The organism is Acinetobacter sp. CAU_H_S139_7 (genome assembly GCF_058599305.1).
Map to the genome: position 1 here is coordinate 1,563,263 of NZ_CM178651.1, position 16,122 is coordinate 1,579,384.

At 38.5% G+C, this 16,122-nt stretch carries 18 protein-coding genes and 1 pseudogene; 15 read left to right on the forward strand and 4 right to left on the reverse strand.

Annotation, left to right across the window (positions count from 1 at the left end; genetic code table 11):
* The first annotated feature begins 201 nt into the window (after nucleotides 1-201).
* From AC4MC0_RS07685 to AC4MC0_RS07705, 5 genes and pseudogenes are all read left to right on the forward strand, one after another.
* Nucleotides 202-606 (forward strand): transposase family protein, encoded by a 405-nt coding sequence (locus AC4MC0_RS07685; RefSeq protein WP_152872730.1) that lies wholly within the window; start codon nucleotides 202-204, stop codon nucleotides 604-606.
* A 37-nt stretch (nucleotides 607-643) separates the two neighbouring features.
* A pseudogene (locus AC4MC0_RS07690) lies at nucleotides 644-1,000 on the forward strand (transposase family protein); the annotation flags it as partial.
* 200 nt (nucleotides 1,001-1,200) lie between these two features.
* Complete coding sequence (locus tag AC4MC0_RS07695; protein WP_039889659.1) at nucleotides 1,201-1,428, forward strand: hypothetical protein; 228 nt, start codon at nucleotides 1,201-1,203, stop codon at nucleotides 1,426-1,428.
* Nucleotides 1,429-1,522: 94 nt separating this feature from the next.
* Nucleotides 1,523-1,792 (forward strand): hypothetical protein, encoded by a 270-nt coding sequence (locus tag AC4MC0_RS07700; protein WP_148826179.1) that lies wholly within the window; start codon nucleotides 1,523-1,525, stop codon nucleotides 1,790-1,792.
* Nucleotides 1,793-2,350: 558 nt separating this feature from the next.
* A complete protein-coding gene (locus AC4MC0_RS07705) occupies nucleotides 2,351-3,052 on the forward strand; it encodes an IS1 family transposase (protein ID WP_491887440.1) in 702 nt (233 codons plus the stop codon).
* Here AC4MC0_RS07705 and AC4MC0_RS07710 read toward each other — a convergent pair.
* A complete protein-coding gene (locus AC4MC0_RS07710) occupies nucleotides 3,033-3,197 on the reverse strand; it encodes a helix-turn-helix domain-containing protein (RefSeq protein WP_491887441.1) in 165 nt (54 codons plus the stop codon). The genes AC4MC0_RS07705 and AC4MC0_RS07710 overlap by 20 nt on opposite strands.
* Before the next feature lie 51 nt (nucleotides 3,198-3,248).
* Nucleotides 3,249-5,159: a sigma 54-interacting transcriptional regulator gene (locus AC4MC0_RS07715; protein ID WP_148826175.1), complete on the reverse strand. Its 1,911-nt coding sequence runs from the start codon at nucleotides 5,157-5,159 to the stop codon at nucleotides 3,249-3,251.
* A gap of 232 nt (nucleotides 5,160-5,391) precedes the next feature.
* Between AC4MC0_RS07715 and AC4MC0_RS07720 the strand changes: the two genes are divergently transcribed.
* The 8 genes from AC4MC0_RS07720 to AC4MC0_RS07755 all read left to right on the forward strand — a co-directional run bounded on the left by AC4MC0_RS07720 (nucleotide 5,392) and on the right by AC4MC0_RS07755 (nucleotide 11,448).
* Nucleotides 5,392-5,874: an MSMEG_0572/Sll0783 family nitrogen starvation response protein gene (locus AC4MC0_RS07720; protein ID WP_004638761.1), complete on the forward strand. Its 483-nt coding sequence runs from the start codon at nucleotides 5,392-5,394 to the stop codon at nucleotides 5,872-5,874.
* 27 nt (nucleotides 5,875-5,901) lie between these two features.
* Entirely contained in the window at nucleotides 5,902-6,894 is a 993-nt protein-coding gene (locus AC4MC0_RS07725; RefSeq protein WP_148826174.1) for a Nit6803 family nitrilase, read from the forward strand.
* 32 nt (nucleotides 6,895-6,926) lie between these two features.
* The gene (locus AC4MC0_RS07730; RefSeq protein WP_491887442.1) at nucleotides 6,927-8,006 is read left to right on the forward strand and encodes an MSMEG_0568 family radical SAM protein; all 1,080 of its coding nucleotides are present in this window, start codon (nucleotides 6,927-6,929) and stop codon (nucleotides 8,004-8,006) included.
* A 10-nt stretch (nucleotides 8,007-8,016) separates the two neighbouring features.
* On the forward strand, nucleotides 8,017-8,580 hold the full coding sequence (locus AC4MC0_RS07735) for an MSMEG_0567/Sll0786 family nitrogen starvation N-acetyltransferase (RefSeq protein WP_039889651.1): 564 nt from the start codon (nucleotides 8,017-8,019) through the stop codon (nucleotides 8,578-8,580).
* On the forward strand, nucleotides 8,580-9,626 hold the full coding sequence (locus tag AC4MC0_RS07740; RefSeq protein ID WP_080543900.1) for a sll0787 family AIR synthase-like protein: 1,047 nt from the start codon (nucleotides 8,580-8,582) through the stop codon (nucleotides 9,624-9,626). The genes AC4MC0_RS07735 and AC4MC0_RS07740 overlap by 1 nt, the downstream gene beginning before the upstream one ends.
* Nucleotides 9,614-9,904, forward strand: coding sequence for an MSMEG_0570 family nitrogen starvation response protein (locus AC4MC0_RS07745; protein WP_004638769.1), 291 nt, complete (start codon nucleotides 9,614-9,616; stop codon nucleotides 9,902-9,904). The genes AC4MC0_RS07740 and AC4MC0_RS07745 overlap by 13 nt, the downstream gene beginning before the upstream one ends.
* Nucleotides 9,905-9,914: 10 nt before the next feature.
* Nucleotides 9,915-11,216 carry an MSMEG_0569 family flavin-dependent oxidoreductase gene (locus tag AC4MC0_RS07750; protein ID WP_005399572.1) on the forward strand — a complete coding sequence of 434 codons (1,302 nt, stop codon included), beginning with the start codon at nucleotides 9,915-9,917 and terminating at the stop codon, nucleotides 11,214-11,216.
* 76 nt (nucleotides 11,217-11,292) lie between these two features.
* Nucleotides 11,293-11,448: a hypothetical protein gene (locus tag AC4MC0_RS07755; protein WP_228128199.1), complete on the forward strand. Its 156-nt coding sequence runs from the start codon at nucleotides 11,293-11,295 to the stop codon at nucleotides 11,446-11,448.
* 78 nt (nucleotides 11,449-11,526) lie between these two features.
* On the opposite strand, the gene AC4MC0_RS07760 is transcribed toward AC4MC0_RS07755, so the two are convergent.
* Entirely contained in the window at nucleotides 11,527-12,774 is a 1,248-nt protein-coding gene (locus AC4MC0_RS07760) for a tyrosine-type recombinase/integrase (RefSeq protein WP_004638774.1), read from the reverse strand.
* A gap of 392 nt (nucleotides 12,775-13,166) precedes the next feature.
* On the opposite strand from AC4MC0_RS07760, the gene AC4MC0_RS07765 reads away from it, so the two are divergent.
* The gene (locus tag AC4MC0_RS07765; RefSeq protein ID WP_491887443.1) at nucleotides 13,167-14,066 is read left to right on the forward strand and encodes a tyrosine-type recombinase/integrase; all 900 of its coding nucleotides are present in this window, start codon (nucleotides 13,167-13,169) and stop codon (nucleotides 14,064-14,066) included.
* Nucleotides 14,067-14,095: 29 nt separating this feature from the next.
* On the opposite strand, the gene AC4MC0_RS07770 is transcribed toward AC4MC0_RS07765, so the two are convergent.
* Nucleotides 14,096-15,028, reverse strand: coding sequence for an IS5-like element ISAba12 family transposase (locus AC4MC0_RS07770; RefSeq protein WP_053579251.1), 933 nt, complete (start codon nucleotides 15,026-15,028; stop codon nucleotides 14,096-14,098).
* Between the two features lie 277 nt (nucleotides 15,029-15,305).
* On the opposite strand from AC4MC0_RS07770, the gene AC4MC0_RS07775 reads away from it, so the two are divergent.
* Nucleotides 15,306-15,893 (forward strand): RBBP9/YdeN family alpha/beta hydrolase, encoded by a 588-nt coding sequence (locus AC4MC0_RS07775; protein WP_491887444.1) that lies wholly within the window; start codon nucleotides 15,306-15,308, stop codon nucleotides 15,891-15,893.
* Nucleotides 15,894-16,122: the final 229 nt, after the last annotated feature.

Here is a 16,122-nt window from a genome sequence, read left to right on the forward strand (position 1 = left end):
ATTTTTTATTCGATTAATGATTTAATTATTTTGTTGTAAATAAAAACAACGATTCCTTGTTTCGGCGCAAAAGACCAAGGGGAAAGCCTTACAGAAATGTAGGGCTTTTTTAATAGACTTCCGTCATAAATCAAAAAACGTACAATTTATTTGATCTTAAATTAATCAGCAAAATTATTTAATCCAAGGGATAATCCTTGGATGAAATTCAAAGATATTCAAAAATTATCAGACGTTAAGTTTCGTAGGCTTACCGGTGTTAGTTGGGCTACATTTAACCTCATGTTGGCCGAGCTAAATAAGGAGTTACCTTGTCATATTGGTAAAGGACGACCGCATAAATTACCGTTGGAAGATCGTTTGCTCTTATGTATAGAATATTGGAGAGAATATCGAACATTTTTCCATCTTGGTATGAGTTACGGTGTATCTGAAACGAGTGCAATTCGTATCACACGCGTTATTGAAGATACCTTAATCCGTTCTGGAAAATTTAACTTGCCAAAACAACTTCCTAATCGAGATGAAGTGGATTGGGAAGTTGTTGTGATTGATGCAACTGAAATATTAGTTCAACGTCCAAAAAAAACAGAAGAAATGGTATAGCGGTAAAAAAAAGCGACATACGTTTAAATTTCAGCTATCTATGCACTATACAACAGGTGAAATACTGAGTGTATGTGGAAGTCATGGAAGCATGCATGATTTTAAAATATTTAAAAAAAGCATGAGGAAATTAAAATTTAAGCCTTTTTTTATCGTTGATAAGGGGTATTTAGAGATAAAGAAATTGGGTTTTGGATGCCTCATGCCATCTAAAGCAAAGAAAACTGAAAAACTAGATTCTGAATTAAAAAAGTTAAATAAAGAGATTGGTCGTAGACGAATTCAAGTAGAGCCTGTATTTGGAAGGATGAAATGTTTTAAGATTTTATCTTGTGTATATAGAAATCGTCGTAAACGATTAAACCTGTGGTTTAATTTACTTGCTGGCATATAGAATTTAGATTGGGTGAAAGATAAACAATTAAATTGGTTGAAAAATGATTTATGAAGGAAGTCTAATAGCAGCTTAACTTAAATCGTATTGGTATAAATTTTAATTTTTTATCAGATGCTTAGTCGATAAAGTGCGTTCAAATAATTGCGCTTTTTTGTTGTGATATATTTTAATCATTACTTACAACAAGAAGAATAGAAATGAATATTTGTATCGGTGGTGATTTAGACGGCAGGGTAATAGTGCTTGATAAACCATGTTTTAATGCTAAAAAAGTAAACAAGACAAAAGCAGCAAACTACATTAAGCAAATGTATGTCATACATGGTGACGTCTATTATTTTTGGCTTGATGCTGAGCTTAAATTGTTGGAAGTTACTCAACGTATAGAGATCTTACTGGCAAAGACTAAGCGAAAATCTATTTAACTGTCCCTGATAGTAAGTTTTTTATTGTCTTTATCCGTAAAAGAAATTAGTTTAAATTGAACCAATTGTTAAAATAATTATGAGAACGGAAAAAATGAATAGAAAATTTGAACTACATGTGGTTAGCCAGATCTATGACTTTTTAGTTGAAAGAGAGGCGTTTACCTCACTAAACCTTGATCGGAAAGTTACGGAGTTTTTTCGGGAAGTACATGTAGGACGAGAAGAAGATTTTACAATTCTTGAATCAAATAAAATCTCAGGAAACTTTGGTGAAGTTTCCTATATCAATTTATTGAATGTCCCTAATTTCAACGATAAAGATAAATTTCTGAAATGGGCACATAAAGTTTTAAATTTATAAGTTGTAATAAATCAGTGTAATTTAATAGGAATTATTTCATTGTTTAACAAATTCAATTACATAAATAATAATGTGGTTACATTATGAACAGTAATTCATCAGAAGGCGGTTAGATAAATACAAATCACAGTGATATGTTTGAATCAAAAGTTCTACATGGATGGAATTAAAGATGAAATTCTTAACTTTGGTGAGCATAGGTGCGGTAGCAAGTTTCTGTTTATTGTTAAAGAGTCACACTACTGAAAATTCATTTCATTCAAACTTCGATAAAGTTGTTCGAAATGCTGTCTTACATGGATTCATATAAATATAGATGCCTAAGATATATAGCTTTTAAGTACTTAAAGGAGAAATAAGATGATCAGATTATTAATGTGTATATTTGGCTTTCATGGTGCTAGAGAGATTGATTACACCAATGACCAAAAAGAAATTTGTGTATGCCGAGAGTGCTTGAAGAAAGTCAAGAGTCCTTATAAACAGGTATAATTTCTTTTGGCGGTGTTTCAAAAAGTATGCTGAAAAAAACAATATGGCTTTTGATAAAATAGAGGTATGAAAATAACGCTACAAATCAAATGTCCTACCTGTCTAAGTAACAATATAAAGAGAAATGGCATCAAAGTAGATGGGAAACAAAACCATCAGTGCAAAGATTGCAAACGTCAGTTTATTGGTGATCATGCATTAAGCTATCAAGGGTGTAACTCAGGTATTACCGGCAAGATATTACATTTAATGGTCAGAGGAAGCGGTGTAAGAGATATTGCTGAAGTCGAGCGTATCAGCATTGGCAAGGTATTACGAACCTTAAGTGAATCGATCTATCAGATTCAGCCTAAACAAAGCCACTACGAATGTCTTGAAGTCGATGAACTTTGGACTTTTGTAGGGAATAAGCAAAATAAACAATGGCTTATTTATGCCTACCATCGAGAATCTGGAGAAATTATTGCTTATGTTTGGGGTAAGCGGGATTTAGCAACGGTTCAACGTCTTAAAGCTAGACTTAAAAAGCTTGGGGTTCAATATGCTCGAATTACGAGTGATCACTGGGATAGTTTTATCACAGCATTTCAATGTTGCAAGCAAGTGATCGGTAAGTTTTTTACCGTCGGTATTGAAGGTAACAATTGTAGAATTCGTCATCGAATTAGGCGTGGATTTAGGAGAAGTTGCAACTTTTCTAAAAAGCTCGAAAATCATTTTAAAGCCTTTGATTTGACTTTCTTTTACCTTAATAACGGATTTGTTTAACGCCAGCATACTTTTTGAAACACCACCCAATACTTTTGCCAATAGCAGATCGTGATAAACCTAAATGCTTCGCTGCATGAGTATAACTGCCATATTTGACTGAAGCTACAAAAGCTGAAATATCCCCAATTCTATTGATTTCCATGGCTTTATCCCAATGTGATTATTCATTTGATGGTAAGGTATTGAATATCCATTAATATTTAATACCTAATTTCTTTAATTTTGAAATCAGTGTCGTTGGATTAATACCTAACTGCTTAGCTGCACCTTCATCACCAAAAATTTTACCCTCACATTGTTTGATTGCAAGTTGGAGGTTTGTCATTTCTAACTGTTTAAGCTGTTGTATTGTCAGGACTTGCTCGATTGCTACGGCTTGATTGTGCTGTATGGTTTGAGAGGGTTCTTGTTCGAGCAAATATTGGAAAGAAACAGCACCGTGTTTGGCAGTGATTAATGCACGTTCCAACACATTCTGTAATTCACGAATATTACCGGGCCAGTCATAGTGTTGCAGTTCGAGGATATGCTTTTGTGAAAAAGGTAAATAAGGCACTTTACGATTTTCACTGATCAGCTTGGTAAAGTGCGAGACCAGTAAAGGAATGTCCTGTTTACGCTCGCGTAATGCAGGAGAATGGATCGGGAAAACATTCAGACGGAAATATAAGTCTTCACGGAAGTTTTTAAGCTTCACTTCTTCTTTTAATTTTCGATTGGTGGCTGCAATAATCCTGACATCAACGTGTCGTGTTTTCTCTTCCCCAATTCTTTCAAAAGTCCCTTCCTGCAATACGCGGAGCAACTTGCTTTGTAATTCGAGTGGAATTTCGCCAATCTCATCTAAAAATAAAGTTCCTTGATCAGCAAGTTCAAAGCGTCCAGCTCGATCACGAACTGCACCTGTAAAAGCCCCTTTTACATGTCCGAAGAATTCACTTTCAAATAATTCAGAGGGGATCGCCGCACAGTTCACACGAATGAGCGGATGCTGTTTGCGGTGACTTGACTGGTGGATAGCGCGTGCAATCAGCTCTTTGCCTGTTCCTGATTCTCCATAGATCATGACATTGGCATCAGTGGGTGCAACCACTTTAATTTTTTCAATGATTTGCAGGATGGCTGGGCTATTGCCCACGATTTCATGATATTGATTTTCTTGTAAAATTTCTTCTTGTAGATATTCATTTTGTTGCTCTAGGCGACTTTTTAAATCTTGTAATTCTTCAAGTGCATGAGTGAGTTGTTTTTCTGTATTTAAACGGTCAGTAATATCTCGGAAAACCACCACAGCACCAATGATTTCACTGTCACGGATAATCGGCGTACTGGTAAATTCAACTGGAAAATAGCTGCCATCATGTCGCCAGAAAACTTCTTGGATGCCTTCATGAACAATTCCATCTTGTACGGCAGCATAGATGGGACATTCTTCTACAGGGTAATGTTCTCCAGTTTCATGGGTATGATGGTGGATTTTATGAATATTTTTACCCAATACAGCATCGGACTCCAAACCTAACATTTTTGCGCCGACAGGATTGATAAAGGTACATAATCCTTGCTTATTAATACTATAGATTCCATCACCAACTGAGCTAAGAAGTAGATGCTTGCCTGTATCTGAGTCAATAAAAAGTTCCTGTAAGGCTTGCCATTCTTTTAGTCCTGCACGGATGACTTTGTCTGCATCTTTATTAAGTTGGCGTAATTCTAGATCTTTGACATCGACCAATGACCAAATAAGTAAATTTTTATTTTTATAAGGCAGACGAATGGCAGTGACATCCAATTGTATTTTTTCACCCTCTTTATCAAAAGCATATAGCTCATTATTCCAAGCATAACCCTTACTGAGTGCTTCATCTGTAAACGCCATAAGATGTGGCAATTGATTGATGTGTCCAAAAACAGAAGTGACTGTTTTTGCAATCAATTCATGTCGTTCATAGCGTAATAATTGAGACGCGCTAATATTAAAATCAATAAAGCGATTTTGATGTGGGTCGATCACGATTAATGCTTGAGATGTATGCTCAAAAGCAAGTGGACGAATCGAATCTTCAAAAGATGCCCAATCAGAAATAAAGTCAATATTATTCATGCTATGAAAAATCGTAATCTTAACTATGAACTTTCATAATACTACGAAAAATCGTAGATATTCAACACATTCTTATTTTTATAAATCGCTATTGAATAAATAATAAAAATATATTTTTCAAGAATATAAGAATTTTAAAACAGCATTTTAATCATGTTGGCATGGCTCTCGCAATAACACGTATAGACCAAAACAGTTGGTTGAATCGAAACCGTAGATATGAGGAACGGCTATGCCTAAAGTAGATATTGAACAATACAAAGATGGTGATTTTCTTGTCGATTATGAAGAAAAAGTATTTGAGGATGTAAAAGCTCAGCCGGGTGAAAAAGCATTGGTGACTTTCCACACCGTTGCCTTTGAAGGTTCTATTGGCTTGGTCAATGTCTTACAAGCAAAACGATTATTACGCAAAGGTTTTGAAACCAAAATTTTGCTCTACGGTCCAGGTGTTCAGTTGGGGGTACAACGTGGTTTTCCAACATTGGGAGCAGAAGCATTCCCGGGACATTTGGCGGTCAATAATCAATTAAAAGCTTTTATGGCAGAAGGCGGTGAAGTCTATGCATGTCGTTTCGCCTTGCAAGCACTTTATGGACAGACTGAAAAAGCTTTAATGGAGGGAATTCGTCCGATTAATCCTCTTGATGTGATGGATCTCAAACTTTTGATGCGTCGTGACAATGCATTAATTATTGATACGTGGACCGTTTAAGTCTTTAAGAAAAAAGGGGAATAAGTCATGAGCCAAATTATTAAAGCGGCGGCAGTTCAATGTAGCCCTGTGTTGTATAGCCAAGCGGGTACAGTCAAGAAAATCTGTGACACGATTTTGGAGTTGGGGCAGCAAGGTGTGCAATTTGCCGTATTTCCTGAAACTGTTGTGCCTTATTACCCTTATTTTTCTTTTGTGCAACCACCGTTTGCTATGGGTAAAGAACATTTAAAGCTATTGCATGAATCGGTTGTCGTGCCATCGGCAGCAACAACTTTGATTGGAGAGGCATGCAAAGAAGCGAACATGGTGGTTTCTATTGGTATTAATGAGCGTGCAGGCGGCACGATTTATAACGCTCAATTGTTGTTTGATGCGGATGGTTCGATTATTCAGCATCGTCGTAAGATTACCCCAACGTATCATGAACGTATGGTGTGGGGACAAGGCGATGGCAGTGGGTTGCGTGCGATTGATTCTGCTGTCGGGCGTATTGGGTCACTGGCATGCTGGGAGCATTATAACCCTTTGGCTCGGTTTGCTTTGATGGCGGATGGTGAGCAAATTCATGCAGCGATGTTTCCGGGTTCACTCGTGGGGCAGATTTTTGCAGATCAGATCAGTGCCACCATTCAGCACCACGCTTTAGAGTCGGGCTGTTTTGTGGTGAATGCCACAGCATGGCTTGATCCAGAGCAACAACAACAAATTATGCAAGACACTGGTTGTGAACTGGGTCCAATTTCTGGGGGATGTTTTACGGCCATTGTTTCTCCAGAAGGTAAATTTTTGTCTGAACCGATCACACAAGGCGAAGGCTATGTGATTGCCGATTTAGATTTTGCCTTAATCGAAAAACGTAAACGGATGATGGATTCTGTTGGGCATTATAGTCGTCCAGAATTACTTAGTTTATTGATTGATCGTCGTCCTACCTCAGTTTTGCATGAGTTAAAGCTAGAGAATCCATCGAATAACAGCATCGAAAAAGTTTCTGAATTTGCCGAAGTACAAGCATAGACACCCCGTTTACAAAATAACAGGAGAAGATCATGTCTGCGATTGAATTACTCAGTGATTTGCAATGTAACGGGTTGAAATGGGAAGGTGAGGTTGGACTTTCTCGCAAAGGTGGCGCTGGTCCAAGCGATCATAAAGCCATGACCTTGAGTGGTCAGACGCTCATGATCCCGGTGTTAAACCTTGCCTCACAGGATTCTCCTTATACGGGTAAAAAAGATGCTGCAACAGGTGAGGTGATTGTCTTTAAAAACCGCATGCCTGTTGCAACGCTCACTACGCCAACGCGACCACGATTTTATGATTTAAGCACAGCAGAGGGCATTCCGTATGAACAGATTGCCACGCTGCATAGCCATGATGTGTTGGCAACAACGGTGTTGCAACATTGTATTCGCATGAATGATAAAGCAACGGCATGTCAGTTTTGTTCGATTGATCAGTCTTTAAAAGATGGGCGCTCCATTGTTCGCAAGCGCCCCGACCAATTGGCTGAAGTGGCGAAGGCAGCCGTAGAACTGGATGGGGTGACTCAGATGGTGCTGACCACAGGAACACCGAATACGCCTGATCGCGGTGCAGCCATTTTATATGATTCAGTTGTTGCGATTAATGCGAAAGTTGATTTACCGATTCAAGTGCAGTGTGAACCGCCTGATGATTTTGCTTGGTTTCGAAAATTAAAAGATGCAGGAGCGGTATCCATCGGGATGCATCTAGAAGCCGTAAGTGATCGGGTACGCAAGCAAATTATGCCAGGTAAGGCAGAAGTATCACTTGCGTTCTATTTTTCTGCTTTTGAAGCAGCAGTGAAAGTCTTTGGACGAGGGCAAGTCAGTACTTATATCTTGGCTGGTTTAGGAGATACCGAACAAGAAATTATCAGCATGACGAAACGTCTAGCAAAAATAGGGGTTTATCCCTTTGTAGTTCCTTTTGTGCCGATACAGGGAACGGCTTTAGAGCATCACCCCAAACCTGATTCAGCATTTATGCAAATGCTTTATCCCCAAATTGGCACGCAGCTTCGCCAGTATGGTTTGAATTCACAGGATACGCAGGCAGGTTGTGCAAAATGTGGGGCTTGTTCTTCACTCAGAGCTTATGAATAAGGAGTTGATGATGAAATTATCTAACTATGCATGGTTGATTGAGCTCAATGAAGAGCTGAAGCAATTTGTCACGGATGACATCATTATCAAAGTTGTAGCAGAAGATTGGGAGCGTCGCCAATATTTTCAATTGCGTGAAGCAACGTTCCGTGATGAGCAGAAAATTTTAAAAGAAGATCGTGATGAACATGATTTCAAAGCTCTAGCGATTGTGGCGATTGGACAAATATTTGGGGAACATGATCGTGTCATTGGTGCTGTTCGTATTTTCCCTGAAGCTGAACAGACATGGTGGGGCGGGCGTTTGTGTGTTGATCCTGTATACCGTCATCAACATGCAATTGGTAAAGCGTTGATTAATGCAGCCGTATCCACTGCCAAAAATTTAGGCTGTACCACATTCCTTGCGACGGTTCAGCAACAGAACGAACGTTATTTTCAAAAGTTGTGTTGGGACACTGTACATGAGCTGAATGTTGCAAATCTTCCGCATGTGCTCATGCAGGCTCAAGTTGAAAATTACCCATTACAACATGTGGTGATGCAAGCTTATAGCTATAGGGAGGTCTGCTGATGAGACTTTCAGAACTACTACCACAACTGCAAATCACGCCAGCAATGCAGTCTAAGCAAGATATTCATGCGATTAAATCGCAGTTGAATCTGAACATTCACACTCTACAAGATTTATATGCATTACCTGCGGATGATGCTGCTGCGATGCAATTCGGTGAACAATATTTATTGCATGCTTGCGAAGGAATGCTACCAAGTTTTGTGGCTAAGCACCCTTATTTTGCAGGATGGTCTGCGGTGATGGCAAATGTGAGCGACATTGCTGCAATGGGTGGGCGAGCTTTAACTGTGGTGAATAGTTATTGGCATACCGATACACAAAGTGGTCAACAGTTATTCGCTGGTATGCAAGCAGCTTGTGATGCCTATGGCGTAAAGCTTGTGGGTGGACACACCAATATTCATACAGATTTTCAACCTACGCTCTCCGTTGCCATACAAGGATTGGCGAATCATTTGCTCTCGGTCTTTCATGTTCAAGCGGGGCAGAAAATCTTAATTGCGCTGAATATGCAGGGCAAATTCCATGATCAAACCACCTATTGGAAATGTTTTGAACATGTTCCTGCTGCGGTTTTAAGAACACAGTTGGAAGTATTGCCCGAAATTGCAGAACAGCATCTCGCGTATGCGGCACGCGACATCAGTAATGCAGGAATCTTAGGCAGTTTGTTAATGCTACTTGAGGCAACGGGATCAGGAGCGAATCTTTGGCTAGATAAGATTCCGAAACCGCAACATACAGATTGGTTGAAATGGCTTCAAATTTTCCCAAGTTATGGCTTCTTACTGACTGCCGATAGCAAACAATGTGAGGACATCATTGAATTATTTGCTTCACAAGATATTGATTGTGCGGTGATTGGTGAGGTCACAAATTCTGGCAAGGTACAGATTCAGCAGCAGAATGAGCAACAGATTTTTTGGGATTTTCAAAAACAGGCTTTTACTGGGCTGAATTATCAAAAAGTCCTTGCACAAGCTCCATTTTCCCATTTTTCCCTACATGTACAGCAACAGGAGCCAACATTATGCCAAGTGTAAATTTTACCGTGAAATGGCCAAATGGTGAGCTGATTCAATATTACTCTCCATCCACGGTGATTTATGAATATCTATCTAAAGGACATTCATATCCAGCAATACAGTTTTTAACGTTGGCTGAAGATGGGTTATCTGCTGCATCAGAACGAGTACGAGTACGTTATGGCTTTGCATGTAGTTCAGCCATGGACAGCCTATCCACGATTAAGCGCCAAGCTAACTTATTCGCCTTAAAAGACGAAGACCAAATTGAAATTACTGAAATGCACAATGAATAAGGGGAAAAAGATGCTTAATATGCAAATTCAAGATTTACAACCAAATTATGACGTCGTGATTGTTGGTGGTGGTCAGGCAGGGTTATGTATCAGTCATTATTTAAAAAAAGCAGGGATTGATCATGTGATTCTAGAAAAAGAATCAGAGTTGACCCATAGCTGGCGTAGTAAACGGTGGGATAATTTCACTTTGGTTACCCCCAATTGGCAATGTTTGCTTCCAGAGCATCCATATAACGGTAATGATCCTGACGGATTTATGAAAAAAAATGAAATTGTTGAGTATCTCGACGACTTCATTGAAAAATTGAATCCACCAGTTTTATTAAATGTTCAGGTTAACCATGTTGCAAAAATTGCACCTCAACACTTTGAAATTGAAACCAGTTTAGGCACAACTACTGCTAAACAATTAGTTGTAGCGGCTGGTGGGTATCACACCCCAATTTATCCAAAACTAAGTGATCAAGTACCTGAACAAGTGTTGGTAATGCATTCAGAACAATATTTTAATGTGGAACAGTTACCTGAAGGTAATGTTTTGGTTGTCGGTTCAGGACAATCAGGTGCCCAAATTGCAGAAGATCTACATTTGGCAGGTAAAAAGGTCTATCTTTCTACGGGAGATGCACCACGCTGTGCGCGTTTTTATCGTGGTAAAGACGTAGTGAAGTGGCTTTATGAAATGGGTTATTACGAAACAACTGTCAAAGATCACCGATATAGTGAAGAGGTTCGTAACAGCACTAATCATTATGTGACTGGGCGAGATGGTGGTCGTGATATTGATCTACGTAAATTTGCATTAGAAGGTATGCGATTGCTTGGACGATTTGAGGACTATAAGGAAGGTCAGTTTGTCTTCCGTCCAGATTTAATCCAGAACTTAGACATGGCAGATGCAACTTACAATCGTATTAATGCCTCTATTGATGACTATATAGAGAAAAATAATATTGTGACTGAAGAGCCAGCATCTGTATATCAGCCACTTTGGCAGCCAGAACAGGAAATTACCCATATTGATTTAGTTGAAGAGAACATCACTTCGATCATTTGGTGTATCGGATTTAGACCAGACTATTCTTGGATTGATTTAGACATATTCCAGACAAATGGATATCCAAAACATGATCGCGGTATTACCGTTGACCCTGAAGTAAGCTTTATTGGTTTACCTTGGTTAAACACATGGGGTTCAGGACGTTTTATGGATGTTGCTAAAGATGCTGAGTTTATTGCTGATCATCTCATTCAACAATTAAATGTTGCACCTCTGCATATATCCTCAACATTATCATCATTGGCTTAATTATCAGGTAGCTGAATAGTCTCAACTTCGGCTGCATCAAATCTCCAATATTGTTAAAAAACATAGGATAGCCAAAATGAATCAACAACCTTTTGTAATTAATACTAATACTGCACCATGGGAATTTCTTCATGTTCCATTTTTAAATAGTGAACTTCCCGTTAAAACCTGCTTAGCATGTCCTGATACAGGAATGATGATTTGGAAACGGCTTTGTTGCACAATGATTTGAAATGCAAAGCGCCCTAATTAAGCCAAATTTAAGGCGTAACTTAGGTAAGTGGTCGACCTAATTACGTGTCGAGGTATTTCAATTAATGCCATTTCGCACTTGTTGCAAAATCCAATCCTCATATTCTTGTAGCGTTTCTCGTAGCATATCCATAGGTCGTACGATATAGTGTCTTTCAACTAATGCACTTGGTTTATGACCTGAGATCTGGGCTAAAGATCCTTCATTGATTTTTGCCCATATAGCTAATGTTTTATATGACCTTCTCAATCCATGGGGTGTAAGTTCAATATTTAGTTTTTTACATATTTTCTCTAAGCTATCGTAAGGATTGACAATATGACCACATTTAGCACCCTTACTGCTAAATATGAATTTAGAATCAGAATTTTTCCTTAGTTCTAAAAATAGGCTTTCAACATATGCCGTCAGAGGAATTAGGCGACCTTCATCTTCAATTTTATCTCTAACTTTTGCTGTTTTCCATCGAAAATCGACATCAGTCCATTTTAATGAAAGTAGCTCATTCTTTCGGCAACCAGTGATTAAACTACATATTAAAAAAATCGCAATTTTTCTACTAGTTAACTTATTTACCTCTTCAAACCATGGTTTTAGATGTTGTTTCATCAAACAATCATTTTTGGCTTTGGGAGAAGGGACTTTATCTTTAACTTTTTTAGAGTTGTATGATTTTAGAGGAACTAAGTTTTCATAATCCTCATGTTCCTCACACCAATTTAGGAAAGCTCGTGTAAGTCGGTATGCTTTAGCTGATGTTGTTGGACGGAAGTCATTGTGATCAAGCCAATCGCAAAATACACCTGCAGTCAATTCAGAAAGTTTATACTCAAACAGTTGAAAAATAGGTTGACTAGTATAAACACTATTATTTTCAGGATCGTAACCACCTCTAGATAATTCGATGTGATCCTGATAACTTCTTGGTCGCCAATTAGGTTGTCTTGCTTTTAAGTATTCAAACCATACATCTTTAAATTTAATAGTTTTGCGTTTTTCTTGTTTTAACAGTTCTTTATTATCAGCTAAAGCTTTCTTGCGCTCGATCAATGGATCAATCCCTTTATGGCACATAATAGCTAATTCTTGTGCATACTTACGAGCGTCATCTAATTTCCATACATCAACGTCACCAATTTTGATACGGCGATTTTGGAGTCCAATACGCCCTTGGAAAATATAGCTTTTATTATTTTTAGGTGTAACTTTAACACCAAATCCAGGTGTTTTCTCATCCCAAAAAAAAGTTGGCTTATCTTTGTCTGAGCAATCAATTCTATCAATAGCAGGTTTTGTTAACTTCATTCTAGTAAGCGTCTGGTAAGCAAGTAGTAAGCAAAATCAATATATATTAATCAACAAAAAGAGTGAATAATAAAATTTTAAAATTATATAAATATCTGATAGTATTGATTTTATATCTGAGGATTGTTGATTTTTAATTGCTATGTTAACGGACTCATAATCCGTTGGTCGACAGTTCAAGTCTGTCTGGGCCCACCAGTTTTTTGTAATCATATGCACAGCTTTGCAATGATTTAATATATAAACCCATGAATTATAATGATTCATGGGTTTTTTATTTTTGCTTTTTGCACAACTATGTTTAGTTATGCACAGCTTTATTTACCCCTCTTGTGTATCCAATCTTGTATCCGATACTCTGTTTGCATTACTCGGATACAAGAGATTTTGCTATGAAAAGAGCCGCTTTAGATAACATCAAACAAATCAAAGATACCCATCTTCTTAATCTTGAACCTGAGGGTAAGGAGTATCGTATTTCATGTGATGCTGGGCTTTATTTTCGTGTATCACCAAAAGGGAAAAAAACTTGGCAAGTCCGCTTTAAGGATGAGGCAGGGAAGTGGAAATGGCACAGTATTGGAAGTTATCCGCAGTTATCGCTTGTAGCAGCTAAACTTGAAGCTTCAACTATTTTTCTTAAGTTACAGCAAAATGAAAAAGTATTAACAAAAAAAGAAATTGAATTGCAAAAGATTGAGGAGCAACAACTTAATTTAAAAAGCTTGATGTATGACTGGCTTGATACTAAGAAAACAACTTGGGCTGCAATAACAATAAAGAAAGAAACTCAATCAATTGAAAAACGTATCTTATCTGTTTTTGGTGAATTGGATTTCACCAAAATTTCACCTCAACAATGGCTGACATTTTTTCAGGATATGCTTAGAAGTGAAAGTATTTACAATCGTGTAGAGAAATTAGTTTCACATTGTCGCAATGCCTATGATCTTGCAAAGTTTCATGGACAAATAGAGTCGAACCCTTTGGATGGCATTTTGAAGTATCTTGATAAAGGTAGTAAAGGGAATATGAAGCATGTCAGTCTTCAGGAACTGCCTGAGTTGGTGCAGTCTATTCGAAGCTATAGAAATTCGCATACAGCAATTGCTTTAGAGTTACTCGTTATTCTTTTCCCGCGACCACAAGAATTGCGCTATGCAAAATGGCAAGATTTTGACTTTGAGAAAAAAATCTGGATAAAGCCTGCCGAAACAATGAAATGTGGTATTACCCATGTTGTACCTTTACCAAAACAGGCAATAGAACGGCTTTGTTGCACAAAGATTTGAAATGCAAAGCGCCCCTAATTGAGCCAAATTTAAGGCGTAACTTGGGTAAGTGGTCGACCTAATTCCGTAAATCTGTTAAGGACTGCTACACGTGCATGGATCTCATTCACTTGGCTATCAAAACTCCTTGCACTGAGTTTATCTCCTAATAATTTGATGCAATGCATCTTAGTTTCAACCAAACTTCGCCGATGATAGCCTGACCATTTTTTCCATAGTGTCCTGCCTAAACGTTTAATTGTTCGAAGTAATTCATTTCGCTCTAGCGAGCTACTCTTTGTATCTTTCCATGGTTTCGCATTTTTTCTAGGTGGAATCACCGCATGCGCTTGCCGATCTGCAATGACCTGACGGCATTGCTTGGTGTCATAAGCTCCATCGGTATAAACAGAGTCAATCCGCTCATCTTGTGGAATCTGATTAAGTAAATCACCAAGCACCTGTGAATCACTGACATTATTGGTTGTAAGCTGAACTGCTCGTATTTGCAGGGTTTTAGCATCTATACCAATATGAAGTTTACGCCATTGGCGACGATATTCAGGTCCATGTTTCTTGCGTTTCCATTCGCCCTCACCTAGAAACTTCATGCCTGTAGAGTCCATGAGTAGATGCAGCCCATCGCTACTTTTTTGGTAGCTGATTACAATATCAATATGCTTTTGTCTTCTACAAAGCGTGGTGTAATCTGGAGCTATCCAATTTAATCCGCAAAGTTTAATCAGACTTTGCACAAAGCCAGTGACCATACGTAAAGACAGACGGAATAAGGATTTAATCATTAAGCAGCATTGGATGGCTGCGTCGGAGTAGGTTTGATTTCGCCCTTGTTTGCCTTTTGATGGCGCATACCATTGCGTAGCAGGATCAAACCAAATGGCAATATTTCCGCGACTCATGAGTGCTCGGTTATATGCGGGCCAATTGGTTGTGCGGTAGATTTTGTGTGTAGGCTTCTTCATTTGAAAATTATATCGCTGAAAAACCCTTTACAGATAGGTTTGTGCAACAAAGCCAATGTGTTGCATAAATTAAAATAAAAGTTTTACTTATATTATTAAAATCAAATATTTAAATTATTTATGAGGCTCATTCTAAAATGTTATAGATTTGATGATTTGTCATCAAATGATAAGCCATTGTCGCCCTATGTATATCGAATTGGCGACCATCCCTCTATGTTGGATACAACAATGCGCCGCATTGATTAAAAAGCATCAGGCTTAAATAGGTGTATCCATGGAAAAAATATTTACACAGGCAACGGTCCTCATTATTCCGGGTTTGCGCGATCACGTTGCTGCACATTGGCAAACATTGCTTGAGTCGAAACTCGTAAAAGTTCGCGCCGTCCCGCCAGCAGAAACGGACAAATTGAATTGTGCAAACCGCGTTGCTCGCATTGAAGCAGAGCTGAAAAAAATTGAAGGGCCGGTTATTTTGGTGGCACATAGCGCAGGTGTGTTGATGACTGTGCATTGGGCTGCGTTGCATCAGCATGATATCCAAGGGGCGTTGCTGGTTACACCGCCCGACTTGGCAGAAAGCTGGCCTGAGCATTATCCAAGTCCTGAGATTCTTAGAAACGAAGGATGGAGCCCATTACCGACGCAAAAACTGCCATTTCCAAGCATTGTGGTGGCGAGTACCAATGACCATTTAGCGCAGTATCAAGCCGTTGCAGCAATGGCAGAAACATGGGGCAGTCAGTTGGTCAATGCAGGTGCTGTAGGGCATTTGAACCCAGCAGCAGGTTTTGGCGATTGGCCGCAGGCGGAACAATTGATCTTGCAGTTGGATACTTTGTCTATAGAGCAAGTTTCCTAGTCGAGAGACAGACTTCACCTTTGAATTTCAATCTCGAAAACTCAATCCATGCAAATGACCTAAAGACTAATTTGCATGACCAAAAGACAAATTTGAACATTTTAAAACAGTTAATTTAAATCCCGAGCCAAAGGATGGCTTTACAGAATAAATAGAGATATGGAGAGAAGATGTTGAATTTAGTGAAACGTTATTTGTGGCATATGAAGGTGTAATCGCCAGTAATTTT